At 47.6% G+C, this 12,293-nt stretch carries 12 protein-coding genes; 8 read left to right on the top strand and 4 right to left on the bottom strand.

All coding sequences use genetic code 11. From position 1 onward, the window contains the following. Window positions 1–47 precede the first annotated feature (47 nt). Complete coding sequence (locus HMPREF3091_RS01220; protein WP_035503033.1) at window positions 48–428, bottom strand: DUF454 family protein; 381 nt, start codon at window positions 426–428, stop codon at window positions 48–50. 129 nt (window positions 429–557) lie between these two features. Between HMPREF3091_RS01220 and priC the strand changes: the two genes are divergently transcribed. The 3 genes from priC (at window position 558) to rsmS (ending at window position 1,637) form a co-directional block, all read left to right on the top strand. Continuing rightward, on the top strand, window positions 558–1,100 hold the full coding sequence (priC, locus tag HMPREF3091_RS01225; protein ID WP_039188534.1) for a primosomal replication protein PriC: 543 nt from the start codon (window positions 558–560) through the stop codon (window positions 1,098–1,100). 99 nt (window positions 1,101–1,199) lie between these two features. Continuing rightward, window positions 1,200–1,448 (top strand): GlsB/YeaQ/YmgE family stress response membrane protein, encoded by a 249-nt coding sequence (locus HMPREF3091_RS01230; protein WP_008814246.1) that lies wholly within the window; start codon window positions 1,200–1,202, stop codon window positions 1,446–1,448. 9 nt (window positions 1,449–1,457) lie between these two features. Then, window positions 1,458–1,637, top strand: coding sequence for a pleiotropic regulatory protein RsmS (gene rsmS / locus HMPREF3091_RS01235; RefSeq protein ID WP_070713524.1), 180 nt, complete (start codon window positions 1,458–1,460; stop codon window positions 1,635–1,637). A gap of 55 nt (window positions 1,638–1,692) precedes the next feature. On the opposite strand, the gene mscK is transcribed toward rsmS, so the two are convergent. The 3 genes from mscK to acrR all read right to left on the bottom strand — a co-directional run bounded on the left by mscK (window position 1,693) and on the right by acrR (window position 6,293). After that, window positions 1,693–5,058, bottom strand: a complete 3,366-nt coding sequence (mscK, locus tag HMPREF3091_RS01240; RefSeq protein ID WP_004091751.1) for a mechanosensitive channel MscK — start codon at window positions 5,056–5,058, stop codon at window positions 1,693–1,695. 177 nt (window positions 5,059–5,235) lie between these two features. Continuing rightward, complete coding sequence (locus tag HMPREF3091_RS01245) at window positions 5,236–5,589, bottom strand: DsrE/DsrF/TusD sulfur relay family protein (protein ID WP_008814248.1); 354 nt, start codon at window positions 5,587–5,589, stop codon at window positions 5,236–5,238. Then, window positions 5,589–6,293, bottom strand: coding sequence for a multidrug efflux transporter transcriptional repressor AcrR (gene acrR / locus HMPREF3091_RS01250; protein WP_004091745.1), 705 nt, complete (start codon window positions 6,291–6,293; stop codon window positions 5,589–5,591). Before acrR ends, HMPREF3091_RS01245 begins: the two co-directional genes overlap by 1 nt. A 139-nt stretch (window positions 6,294–6,432) precedes the next feature. Here acrR and HMPREF3091_RS01255 point away from each other — a divergent pair, with 139 nt between their 5' ends. From HMPREF3091_RS01255 to tomB, 5 genes are all read left to right on the top strand, one after another. Beyond that, window positions 6,433–7,623 (top strand): efflux RND transporter periplasmic adaptor subunit, encoded by a 1,191-nt coding sequence (locus HMPREF3091_RS01255; protein ID WP_004091744.1) that lies wholly within the window; start codon window positions 6,433–6,435, stop codon window positions 7,621–7,623. A gap of 45 nt (window positions 7,624–7,668) precedes the next feature. Continuing rightward, window positions 7,669–10,821, top strand: coding sequence for a multidrug efflux RND transporter permease subunit AcrB (locus tag HMPREF3091_RS01260; RefSeq protein WP_070713527.1), 3,153 nt, complete (start codon window positions 7,669–7,671; stop codon window positions 10,819–10,821). 160 nt (window positions 10,822–10,981) lie between these two features. Then, window positions 10,982–11,254 carry a type B 50S ribosomal protein L31 gene (locus tag HMPREF3091_RS01265; RefSeq protein WP_004091742.1) on the top strand — a complete coding sequence of 91 codons (273 nt, stop codon included), beginning with the start codon at window positions 10,982–10,984 and terminating at the stop codon, window positions 11,252–11,254. Then, the gene (gene ykgO, locus HMPREF3091_RS21950; RefSeq protein ID WP_004091741.1) at window positions 11,254–11,394 is read left to right on the top strand and encodes a type B 50S ribosomal protein L36; all 141 of its coding nucleotides are present in this window, start codon (window positions 11,254–11,256) and stop codon (window positions 11,392–11,394) included. The genes HMPREF3091_RS01265 and ykgO overlap by 1 nt, the downstream gene beginning before the upstream one ends. Window positions 11,395–11,911: 517 nt before the next feature. Then, complete coding sequence (gene tomB, locus HMPREF3091_RS01270) at window positions 11,912–12,286, top strand: Hha toxicity modulator TomB (protein ID WP_070713531.1); 375 nt, start codon at window positions 11,912–11,914, stop codon at window positions 12,284–12,286. Window positions 12,287–12,293 lie beyond the last annotated feature (7 nt).

Below are 12,293 nucleotides of genomic sequence, written 5' to 3' on the forward strand. Positions count from 1 at the left end.
CTCAAATCTATTGAAACTGGCGAAAAAATGCAACTGAAGAGTTTAGTTCACGGCGTTTTTTGTTGCTCTGCATCAATAACCGGCAGACGCCACATAAAGAATAGCAGGCAAGTTAAAATAACCAGCAACAAAATACGCACCCACCACAGATTCACCAACCACAATGAAAGCGCGAACGTCAGAATAATGAAAACAATCGCCTTTGGCTTAGCTCCTGATGGCAAACCGCGATGCTCTTGCCAGTGACGCAAATAGCCACCAAACCAAGAGTTATACAGCAGCCAACGGTGAAAGCGTGGTGATGAGCGGGAAAAACACCAAGCCGCAACCAACAAAAACGGCGTTGTCGGTAGCAAGGGCAGCACAGCCCCTAAACAGGCGAGAGCAAAAGCTGTCCATCCTAAAATAATGAGTAATAAACGTTGCATGGTGTATCTTGCCCTATCCCCTGCGGCTCCAGTACCATTCGATGTTACACGAGCTGCGTACTTAAAGTCATTGGCGATACCCGCCCCAGCAATTAACTCAACCAAAGCAATCACCGTTAAGGCTCACTGATGTCAAGCCAGCAGCTTCTGCAAATTCTAGATCAACGAATAACTCAACTGGAACTGGCGCTGAAAAACAGCAGCTATATGCCCACCTACCAGCCACGTTTTGATCGCGCGCTGTTTGCCTGCACGGAAACAGGGCTAAAAGACTATTTGCAGGAACTGCGGCGCAATTTCTCTCGGCTCTCTGATGAAGTGGCACGCAATCATCCGCAGCAGGTCAGCTTCTTGGCTGAGCGAGTGGTGGTACAGATTGAAGCGCTCCAGCGCGAGCTGGCAACGCAGCAATTACGCCGTCAGGACAGAAAAAAACGGCGCTCTCCCCTATCGATTCTACAGCAACAATTGGTAGAAACACGTGGGTACGAGCAGCGTCTAAACGATATGCTATATGAGCGTGAAAGTCAGTTAGGTCAATGCCAAACGCTAGTGCAGCAGCAAGGGATCCAGCAAGAGCTGGTTGCCCTGGAGGCTCGTCTTAGCCGCTGTCGTCAGGCGTTGAAAAAAATTGAACACCAAATAGAGCAACTGGAGCTCGGATTTTCCTAAAATTCTGAAAATATTATATATAGACAGAAAATAATTCTCTTCATCTTATAAACCAATAGAATGAGCCAGCACGCAATATTCGTTTAAGGGAGAAGAAAAATGGGCATCATTTCTTGGATTATTCTGGGTCTCATCGTGGGTATTCTCGCCAAATGGTTCATGCCGGGTAAAGACGGTGGCGGTTTCTTTATGACGGTGATCCTGGGGATTGCCGGTGCGTTAGTCGGTGGCTACATCAGCGCGTTCTTCGGCTTGGGTACGGTCACCGGCTTTAACATAGGTAGCCTGATCATTTCAATTTTAGGTGCTATGCTGCTGCTGTTCATCTACCGCAAGCTGAAAAACTAAGGAATCGACATGTCGCTCGAGAACGCCGCCGCTGAAGTACAGCTCGCTGTAGATTTAATCTATCTGCTGGAAAGTAACGACCTTGGCCCCGAAGTGGTCTTAGCGGCCTTGGAAATAGTGAAAAGCGACTATGAATCAAAGTTAGCGTTAAAACATAGTCAGGCCGTTTTTCCACTCAGCAGCTCGTAATGTCTTGAGCCTTATGAATAGGGAGTGGCCAGCTCCCTATTATATTCGCAACGATTTACGCCAATGATTCTCCACCCGCGCTACCGTCCAAGTCTTTTTTGACCACCTGCACCTCTTTACCTTCCTGATTATGCAAATACACTTCCAACTGATTGAAAGCAATATTGATATCATTCTCACGGCATAGCTGATCAATACGGCGGTTAAGTTCGTCAACGGTATAACTACGGTCACGCAGCTCCCGCACATACAGGCGCAACTCATGATCTAACGTGCTGGCACCAAACGCCAAAAAGAATACCTGCGGCTCAGGATCGGTCATGACGCGTGGATTTTCCTTGGCCGCTTGTAATAACACCTGTTTCACTTTGTCCAGATCGGAGCCATAGGCCACACCCACTTTTATCAGCACTCGCGTGGTGGTATCGGACAGTGACCAGTTAATCAGCCTCTCGGTAACAAAGGCTTTGTTGGGGATAATGACCTCTTTGCGATCGAAGTCGGTGATCGTCGTAGCACGAATTCGAATTCGGCTTACCGTGCCCGAAAATGTCCCAATAGTGATGGTGTCTCCGATGCGGATCGGACGTTCAAATAAAATAATCAGGCCCGAAATAAAGTTACCGAAAATCTCCTGTAGACCGAAGCCTAACCCGACGGATAGGCCAGCGGCGAGAAATTGCAGTTTGTCCCATGATACGCCAAGCGTGCTGAAGAATATGAGCGTTCCTATCACGATGATGAGATAGGTCAGTACCGTGGTAATCGCGTAAGAGGAGCCCTGTCGCATCTGGAGGCGGGAAAGCACTAGCACTTCTAACAAGCCCGGCAAGTTTCGCGTCAGGACATAAGCAATAACCACCGATAGCAGCGCGAACAATACGCTGCCCAACGTTACCGCCTGTAATGACTGGCTCGCCCCAGAACCACTGCTGTAATGCCATAAAGTGATGCTATCGAGATAAGAGATAACCGTCACCAAATCTGACCAAATCCAATACAGTACGCTACCGAAAATCAGGAACAGAACCATGGTAGTCAAACGCAGAGACTGGCTGTTGATTTGGTCGATAGCCAACGGTGGCTCTTCGACAGGTTCAAGGCCTTCGGCCCCTTCTCTCGCCACGTTTTGCTGACGACGGGCCAGAGCGCGTCGATAGGCCAAGCGTCTCGCCGCCACGCTTAAACCTCGGATGGCGGAAGAATAGATGACGGTCCAGAAAATCATCAGATACAGGCTATCCAGCCAGCGGATCCCTAAACTGAGCGCCGTATACAGATAACCGAAAGCGGTTAGAACCATCAGCACTAACGGCGTTAATGCGAGCAGTGTCACCATGATTAAACGCACGGTGTGAGAGTTCTTCTCTCGCCATGCATCACGGCAGATAGGAAACACGAAGGCTGAAATTAGCCCTAATGTGATCAGTACCACCACCTGACCAATAACATCTTCGCTCAAGCGCAGAGGGGCTTTTTCTCCCAGCACACACCAGAAAATGAGTGGGATCAGAACTACACCGACTCGACGAGTCACGCGGCGGTAGTGAGCACACAACAACGGAGAAAGATTAAAGTGTTTTTCCGATACGCCTCCCGGCTCAAGCAGGCGATAGGTTGTTGTGATAAACATCCAGAACATCGCAAACTGCAGCGACAGCGACCACAAAAAGTTATTAATACTGATATCTGAGCGATAGCACCAAAAGCCGAGTGCAAGAATTAATAACGTTCCCGGCAAGCCCTTAAGCATGGTGAGACCAATCGCTTTAGGCGTATGTAATTGCGTGTCGCGTTTAAGCTGCCCGACTTCGTTGCCTAATTTCTCCAGCAGTTCATCTATTTTGCGATAACGCCAGCGGAAGAGACCAAAAAGCACGAGCAGAGGAACGAGCACAAACATCGAGTTAAGTGCGCCTTCAGCTAAAGCCCCAGGCTTGAGATCAAAATGCAGAGAATGAGATTGCCCCTTCAGAGCACTGGGTAAATCAATAAACCAGTTGAGGTTCATTGGCTTATTACTGCTTACCCAAAAAATTTGCTGAGTCAGTGTATGCTGAAGATACTCATTCACACTCAGCAACTGCTGCTGGTTGATTTGCAAACTTATTGCCAAGGTGAGCTGGCTGCCCAACTGTTTATTCAGCTGATCCAGGAGCTCACGACGTGCATCAACAATGTCTTCAAGCGCACTGACAACGTCATCAGATGGCTTTTCTTTGCTTTGGCTAATCAGCTGTGTAACGTAATCATTGCCCTGATAAAGCGCATCACGTTTTTCATTGATATCGAACTGTTCTAAACGTAGATCGGCAATCTGCTCGGCAACGTTATTTGTCAGTTTTTCCGTAGGCAGATTTTGCTGCTGCTGATACAAAATGCGGGACAACAATAAACTGCCTTTAAGCACCGTAATTTGCTCTTTCAGATTGCGTTCGGCCTGTAGCGAACGATCGAGCCAATTCTTGATACGAATATTTTCCTGCACCAACGAGTTCACGCCTTCGGTCGCCTCAATCAGCCGTTTACTCAGTTGGCGGTTGATATCGAGTTCTTGACCAATAATGGGATCTTGCTGGATGTCCTGAGTGGCATCGTCAGGATTTTGCGCTTCTTGTGCCGTTTTCTCCGACAGGGTTAGGCGCTTACCGTTTTCCACTTCGCGCACCAACTGAACCATACGCTCAAGTTGGTTAATGCGCGCATTGGCATAGTCGCGTTGCTTCTGTAGAGAATCTTGTAATGCGGTATTTGCCGAGAGGCTCTGACGCTGGTAATCAAGCGACATGTTCAGCATTGCCATCTGCGTATTCAGCATGTTTTGTTGCGTAGAGCGCATATTACTCGGATCGGAGAGCGCATTACGGATCTGCTGAATCTGCTGTGATGTCTCCATCATGCTGCTTTGCGCACGTTCTGGCTGAGTCTGCAGAGAAATAAGCTGGCTGTTAAAGTTGGCTAAATCTTCCTGTGCGCTCTGCAATGCATCCAGAGTGCTCCCCATTTTGTTTTCTAACTGGCGAAGCGTCAGGGTGGAGAGTGAGGTGCGCGTGATCGCTTCGCTATCAGCCTGCCGAATGGAGTCTAGCCCATTGAGAGCCTGGTTTAATTTAACCGGTGCCTGCTGAACCTGCTGTTTAAGCTGTTGGTTTTCTTGCTTGAGACGATCTATGCCGTCAAGAAATTCGAGCGTACGGTTCAAATCCTGCTGTGCAAGTTTCTCTCCCGGAGAAAGTGTTTTTTGTTTGTTCAGCGCATCGAGCTGGCTCTGAACTTCAGCGCGCGTCAATATATCGCCGTTCAGCGCTAAGGCATAACTAGGGGTTAAAAATGCCAGTATGCTAAAGAGCAACGCAACCAGATAGAACTGAGGACGCCAAGCAAACTGAGCAGGACGATATTTGATACGGCCAGCCATCATGGGAATAAATCATCTAACAAGAGGAGTGATTAGCGTAGCACGAAGATATTCAGACAATGAATAGGGAAAAGGAGAAAACAAAATCTATTTTTGCGTTGCTTGGGCAGCCGAAAATTAAGGACGATATCTCTGTGGAAATAAAACGCATATCGTCCAGTATCTCAGCGAAAATTAAGATCAGAAAGTGAGCACTTTATCTGCCGCCAGAGTCCACTGAGCCAATTCAACCAGAGTACCAATTTCCACCCCGTCAATCAGTGGCAGAGCGCTAATACCACGCCCATCGGCGCAAGTCTTGCAGAGCTTAAATGGCACTTGCTGAGCCGTTAGAATCTCAATCATCTGCTGAAGGTTATACCCTTCATGAGGTTTTTGGCCTGCCAAGCCAGATGTTACCGCATCAGACATTAAAAATACTTTCAGTTCGATATCGCCCTGCTGCTCTTTCATGGCGATAGCTAAACGCAGCGCATTAAACAAAGACTCTTGGCCATATCCAGCCCCGTTGGCGATCAAAACAATTTTTTGCATCATGATTTCCTTTTATTCAGCGGCGTCATTGCCACCGCACATGCCGGCGCTTCAAACGGCATGCTAACAGCGCCCTTCAACAAATATTCGCTGTACTTGATCATGTCGATAAAGCTGTCGACCATTAGAGACGCTTCTGCTTTTAGATCAAAGCTTTCAGGCATAAAAAGCCAGCTTTCCATTATACCCGTTATATAGGAGCGCATCATTACCGCCGTACGTCGGGTATTCAGTTCAGCAGGCAACTGTTGACACTCGATACAGTTACGTAGCACATTTTCTATACGCTCAAAGTTTTCGAGGTAGAGTATCCTGCGAATATCGCGTAAAGAACGCATCTCGCCGACAAATTCGCATTTATGAAATATAATTTCCATCAACGCCTTACGGCGTGGATCGTCAACGGTTGCTACCAAGATATAAATTAGGATTTCGCGTAAAATCCTAAGTGGATTATCTGGGTACTTTGTTTGATACTCTATCTCTAAGTCACTGACTTTTGATTCGGTCAGATCCCAGACCTCATTAAAAAGGTCTACTTTGTTTTTAAAGTGCCAATAGATTGCGCCACGTGTCACACCTGCCGCGTTGGCAATATCCGTAAGCGAGGTTGCTGAAACCCCGCGTGCGGAAAACTCAACTACTGCGGCTTCAAGTATTTGCAGTCGAGTTTCTTGAGCTTGCTCTTTGGTTTTTCGTGCCATGGCGTTATTTTTTTAATGTGCTTTGATTTACATACATTCATGAATGTATGTACCATAACATGCAGTTTTAATTAGCGCAGCAATGGGTTTTCACAAATGATTCAATGCCCATTTAATAATCGGACTCTTGAGGTTAAATATGAATAAAAACAGAGGGTTAACGCCTCTGGCGGCCGTGCTAATGCTTTCTGGTAGTTTACTACTTACAGGATGTAACGACGGAAACGAGCAAAAAGGTCAGCAAAGCGCACCTGAGGTGGGTGTTGTCACGCTGAAAGCTGAGCCGTTGAACATCACCACTGAGCTTCCTGGCCGTACGTCTGCATATCGCATCGCAGAGGTTCGTCCACAGGTTGGCGGTATCATCCTTAAGCGTAACTTCGTTGAAGGCAGTGACATTCAGGCCGGTTCTTCCCTGTATCAAATTGATCCAGCGACCTATCAGGCTGCTTATGACAGTGCGCGTGGCGATTTGGCTAAAGCCGAAGCAGCCGCAAACATCGCTCGCCTAACGGTAAATCGCTATAAAACGTTGGTGGGTACTAAGTACATCAGTCAACAAGAATACGATACTGCCGTTGCCGATGCGCGTCAGGCAGATGCTGCTGTAACCGCTGCAAAAGCGGCCGTGGAAACGGCTCGTATTAATCTGGCTTACACCAAAGTCACGTCGCCTATCAGTGGACGTATTGGGAAATCTAGCGTTACCGAAGGGGCATTAGTCACATCTAATCAGGCCAATGCGCTGGCAACGGTGCAGCAGTTGGATCCCATTTACGTTGACGTCACTCAGTCAAGTAACGATTTCCTGCGTTTGAAAGAAGAGCTGGCTAACGGCACTTTGGAACAAGAAGGTGGGAAAGCGAAGGTTGAGCTGATTCTGGAGAACGGTCAGAAGTACCCACAGGTTGGCGCTCTGGAATTCTCAGATGTCACCGTCGATGAAAGCACGGGTTCAATCACTATTCGTGCCGTATTCCCTAACCCTAAAGGCGATTTGTTGCCTGGCATGTTTGTGCGCGCTCGTCTGGATGAAGGGATCAAGAACAACGCGCTGTTAGTTCCTCAGCAAGGCGTTACGCGTAACCCTCGTGGTGAAGCAACCGTCATGGTGGTCGGCGCGGACAACAAAGTTGAACTCCGTACCGTAACTGCAGCTCAGGCTATCGGCGATAAGTGGCTGGTAACTGCAGGCTTGAAATCGGGTGACAAAGTCATTGTGACCGGCTTGCAGAAAGTCCGTCCAGGCGTGCAAGTGAAAGTAGAAGAAGCCTCTGCAGGGAATGCTTCAACAAAAGATGCGGCGGCCAGCGAACCTAAGAAGTCTTAAGTGATGCTCGTTGCTGATACATTGATAAAAAGGAGCCAGTAATTCATGGCTAAGTTTTTTATAGATCGACCTATATTCGCCTGGGTTATCGCCATCATTATCATGCTGGCCGGTGCGCTAGCGATTATGAAACTACCGGTGGCGCAGTATCCAACGATTGCCCCGCCGGCGGTGTCGATCTCCGCAGTCTACCCTGGTGCTGATGCGCAGACGGTACAGGATACGGTTACCCAGATTATCGAACAGAACATGAACGGTATCGATAATCTGATGTACATGTCCTCTACCAGTGACTCATCTGGTAGCGTGTCGATCACGCTGACGTTCCAGTCTGGTACTGACCCGGATATCGCACAGGTTCAGGTGCAGAACAAATTGCAGCTAGCAACGCCGTTGCTGCCGCAGGAAGTTCAGCAACAAGGGATCAGCGTTGAGAAGTCCAGTAGTAGCTTCCTGATGGTTGCAGGCTTTATTTCTGAAGACGGTAGTATGTCTCAGGACGATATCGCCGACTACGTGGCTTCCAACATTAAGGATCCGATCAGCCGCTCCGAAGGCATTGGTGATGTCACCCTGTTTGGTGCCCAGTACGCTATGCGTATCTGGTTAGATCCAAACAAGCTGAACAACTACCAGATGACCCCTCTGGACGTGATCAACCAGATAAAAATCCAGAACAACCAGATTGCGGCCGGCCAATTGGGTGGCGCTCCTCCGGTTCCTGGTCAGCAGTTGAACGCATCAATCATTGCACAAACTCGCTTACAGACTCCGGAAGAATTCGGCAAGATCCTGATGAAGGTTCAGGCTGATGGCTCTCGTGTTCTGCTGCGTGACGTCGCGAAGATTGAACTAGGCGGCGAGAACTATAACGTTATCGCTCGCTTTAACGGCAAACCTGCGGCAGGTCTGGGGATTAAACTGGCAACCGGTGCTAACGCGCTGGATGCGGCTGAAGGGGTTAAAAAAGAACTGGCGAAACTGGAACCGTTCTTCCCTGCCAGCCTGAAAGTCGTGTATCCATACGACACCACGCCATTCGTTAAAATTTCTATTAACGAAGTGGTAAAAACGCTGTTAGAAGCGATCGTACTGGTATTCTTGGTTATGTATTTGTTCTTGCAGAACATTCGTGCAACCTTGATCCCAACGATTGCAGTACCGGTGGTTCTGTTAGGTACCTTTGCGATTCTGTCAGCCTTTGGTTACTCGATAAACACCCTAACGATGTTCGGTATGGTGCTTGCGATAGGGCTATTGGTGGATGACGCCATCGTTGTGGTGGAAAACGTTGAGCGTGTGATGGCCGAAGAAGGCCTGCCACCAAAAGAAGCTACCCGTAAGTCGATGGAACAGATTCAGGGCGCGCTGGTGGGTATCGCGATGGTACTGTCAGCGGTATTTATCCCGATGGCGTTCTTTGGTGGCTCAACAGGTGCAATCTATCGTCAGTTCTCTATCACAATTGTTTCCGCAATGGTGTTGTCAGTACTGGTGGCGATGATCCTGACTCCGGCACTGTGTGCCACCATGCTTAAGCCCGTTGAAAAAGGCGGACATGGCAAAACCACCGGCTTCTTCGGTTGGTTTAACAACATGTTTGAAAAGAGCACTGAGCACTACACGAATTCCGTTGCCGGTATTCTGCGTGGTACAGGTCGCTATCTGCTGATCTATCTGGTTATCGTGGTAGGTATGGGCTTACTGTTCGTTCGTATGCCAACCTCCTTCTTACCAGATGAAGATCAGGGTATTGCCCTGACCATGGTTCAGTTGCCAGCCGGTGCCACGCAGGAACGTACCAACAAAGTTCTTGCTGAAGTCACCGACTACTTCTTAGACAAAGAGAAAGCCAACGTTCAGTCCGTGTTTACCGTTAGCGGCTTCGGCTTCAGCGGTCAGGGTCAGAACAACGGCTTGGCGTTCGTGAGCTTGAAACCGTGGGATGAGCGTTCTGGTGCTGACAACAAGGTTCCAGCGATTATCGCCCGTGCAACTGGCGCATTCAGTAAGATTAAAGATGGTCTGGTGTTCCCATTCAACCTACCAGCAATTATCGAACTGGGTACGGCAACAGGCTTTGACTTTGAACTTATCGATCAGGCTGGCCTAGGCCATGAAAAACTGACCGAAGCGCGTAATCAGCTGTTAGGAATGGCAGCAGAGCATCCAGATACCGTAGTTCGTGTACGTCCTAACGGTTTGGAAGATACGCCGCAGTTTAAAATTATTGTCGACCAGGAAAAAGCACAGGCCTTAGGTGTCGCTATTTCAGACATCAACCAAACGCTGTCTACTGCGTTAGGGGGTACTTATGTGAACGACTTCATCGACCGCGGTCGTGTGAAGAAAGTTTACGTACAGGCTGATGCGCCATACCGTATGTTGCCGAACGATATCAACAACTACTATGTTCGTGGTGATGCAGGACAGATGGTACCGTTCTCTGCCTTCTCATCATCAAAATGGGAATATGGTTCGCCTCGTTTGGAACGCTACAACGGCTTGCCATCCATGGAAATCCTAGGGGAAGCTGCACCGGGTAAGAGTACCGGTGAAGCAATGAACCTGATGGAAGAGTTGGTGACTAAGCTGCCTACCGGTATCGGTTATGACTGGACTGGGATGTCTTATCAGGAACGTTTGTCTGGAAACCAGGCACCGTCACTGTATGCCATCTCGTTGATTGTCGTGTTCCTGTGTCTGGCGGCACTGTATGAGAGCTGGTCAATTCCATTCTCCGTAATGCTGGTGGTTCCACTGGGCGTTATCGGGGCATTATTGGCGGCAACCATGCGCGGTATGAATAACGACGTTTACTTCCAAGTGGGTCTGTTAACCACCATTGGTCTATCGGCCAAGAACGCCATACTTATCGTCGAGTTCGCCAAAGACTTGATGGATAAGGAAGGTAAAGGGCTGATCGAGGCAACGTTAGAAGCCGTTCGTATGCGTTTACGTCCGATCCTGATGACATCTCTAGCATTTATGCTCGGGGTTCTACCCTTGGTTATCAGCTCTGGCGCGGGTTCTGGCGCGCAGAACGCAGTAGGTACTGGTGTCATGGGCGGGATGATTTCTGCAACCATCTTGGCCATCTTCTTCGTACCTATGTTCTTCGTTGTGGTTCGCCGTCGCTTTAACCGAAGTGGCGAAGATATCGAACACAGCCATGCCGTTGACCATCAGGTGAAATAATCTTTCTCCTCTCTAAAAGGCCGCAAATGCGGCCTTTTTTACGCCCCTATCACTCCCCTATTAACTGCGAACTCATCCATAGAGCAACAATCCGCTTGCATCGATAAAATAACTGCCGCATAATTATTGTTATGTTATAACATCAATTAAGGCTGAAATAATGAAACCCAACATTCATCCGCACTATCGCACCGTGGTCTTTCATGACACGACGGCTGATGCTTACTACAAGATTGGCTCAACCATTCACTCCGAGCGGGAAATTGAAATGGATGGAGTGAAGTATCCCTATGTCACGCTCGATGTCTCCTCTGCGTCACACGCCTATTACACCGGCAAGCAGAAAGAGTTCTCTAAAGAAGGTAGCGCGGCAAAATTCCAGCAACGTTTTGGTCATTTCATGACGAAGAAAAAATCAGCAGAGGAAAACTAATGCAAGTTCTTAGTTCATTACGATCAGCGAAAAAACGGCATCCTGATTGCAAAATAGTTAAGCGTCACGGCCGCATATTTGTTATTTGCAAATCAAACCCACGCTTCAAAGCGGTACAAGGAGGGAAGAAAAAACGCTAACGCCGACGCACACCACCTTATCTCAGCCCCGACCATGGGGCTGACGAACTCAGAATCCTCCCAAAACCTTATCGCAACTAATGAGTGGCAGCATCAATAACCTATTGAAACCACGCAACTATAAAGAGAGTGACTGACTTAGCACGCCACGACACAAACGGATATCGTAATAAAAGGTAAAATCTTCTTGGATAGCCAATTATTTGTGCAATAATCATAAGAGATCGCTAATGTGATTAAGCTAGTCACAGTTATGCCTCTTATTGATTAGCTTATTCGGGCCCATAGCGATAATTAAGTTTAGTATCTTTGTTTATGTGTTTAAAAAACGCGCAAAGCGTATTAATTAAATACTTCTTAACACAAAATATCGCCAACCCCGATGTGCTTTTGCTATGATACTGCGGCCTTCAAGTATTGCTCTATGGTTGTAAACTGCTTATCAGGTTTATTGTTGTATTAACTAGCAGCATTGACTAATTCGTTGAGACCACGTTAAGCATGATGAGGGCATGATATGGATGAATATACGTCTTATCAGCACGATATTACAGAGCTGAAATATCTATGTAATATGTTGTACAATCAAGGAATGGATGTTCTGAGCGATGGCCATCATGGCTGGGTCAACGACCCAACAGCAGTGGACAATCTACAACTAAATGAATTAAACGAACATATTGCGAATTTTGGCTTAACATTCAAGATTAAGTATCCAAATGCTTCAGAATTAACTGAAATATTAGATGAGTATCTTGACGAAACATACAGTCTGTTTAGTAATTACAGCATCAACGAACCAGAACTTAAAAAATGGCTTAAAGCAAAAGGCCGTATTTTGCGTTATTTAGCGGGTGAAAAAACCACATCCGCATTAAATTTTAACCTTTAGACGAGGA

It is taken from the genome of Hafnia sp. HMSC23F03 (assembly GCF_001816025.1).
In the GTDB taxonomy this organism is placed as follows: Bacteria; Pseudomonadota; Gammaproteobacteria; order Enterobacterales; family Enterobacteriaceae; genus Hafnia; species Hafnia paralvei.

Bases quoted from the DNA above. Each gene is read 5' to 3' on its own strand.
- HMPREF3091_RS01220 (WP_035503033.1), bottom strand. From the start codon at position 428: ATGCAACGTTTATTACTCATTATTTTAGGATGGACAGCTTTTGCTCTC.
- priC (WP_039188534.1), top strand. From the start codon at position 558: ATGTCAAGCCAGCAGCTTCTGCAAATTCTAGATCAACGAATAACTCAA.
- HMPREF3091_RS01230 (WP_008814246.1), top strand. From the start codon at position 1,200: ATGGGCATCATTTCTTGGATTATTCTGGGTCTCATCGTGGGTATTCTC.
- rsmS (WP_070713524.1), top strand. From the start codon at position 1,458: ATGTCGCTCGAGAACGCCGCCGCTGAAGTACAGCTCGCTGTAGATTTA.
- mscK (WP_004091751.1), bottom strand. From the start codon at position 5,058: ATGATGGCTGGCCGTATCAAATATCGTCCTGCTCAGTTTGCTTGGCGT.
- HMPREF3091_RS01245 (WP_008814248.1), bottom strand. From the start codon at position 5,589: ATGCAAAAAATTGTTTTGATCGCCAACGGGGCTGGATATGGCCAAGAG.
- acrR (WP_004091745.1), bottom strand. From the start codon at position 6,293: ATGGCACGAAAAACCAAAGAGCAAGCTCAAGAAACTCGACTGCAAATA.
- HMPREF3091_RS01255 (WP_004091744.1), top strand. From the start codon at position 6,433: ATGAATAAAAACAGAGGGTTAACGCCTCTGGCGGCCGTGCTAATGCTT.
- HMPREF3091_RS01260 (WP_070713527.1), top strand. From the start codon at position 7,669: ATGGCTAAGTTTTTTATAGATCGACCTATATTCGCCTGGGTTATCGCC.
- HMPREF3091_RS01265 (WP_004091742.1), top strand. From the start codon at position 10,982: ATGAAACCCAACATTCATCCGCACTATCGCACCGTGGTCTTTCATGAC.
- ykgO (WP_004091741.1), top strand. From the start codon at position 11,254: ATGCAAGTTCTTAGTTCATTACGATCAGCGAAAAAACGGCATCCTGAT.
- tomB (WP_070713531.1), top strand. From the start codon at position 11,912: ATGGATGAATATACGTCTTATCAGCACGATATTACAGAGCTGAAATAT.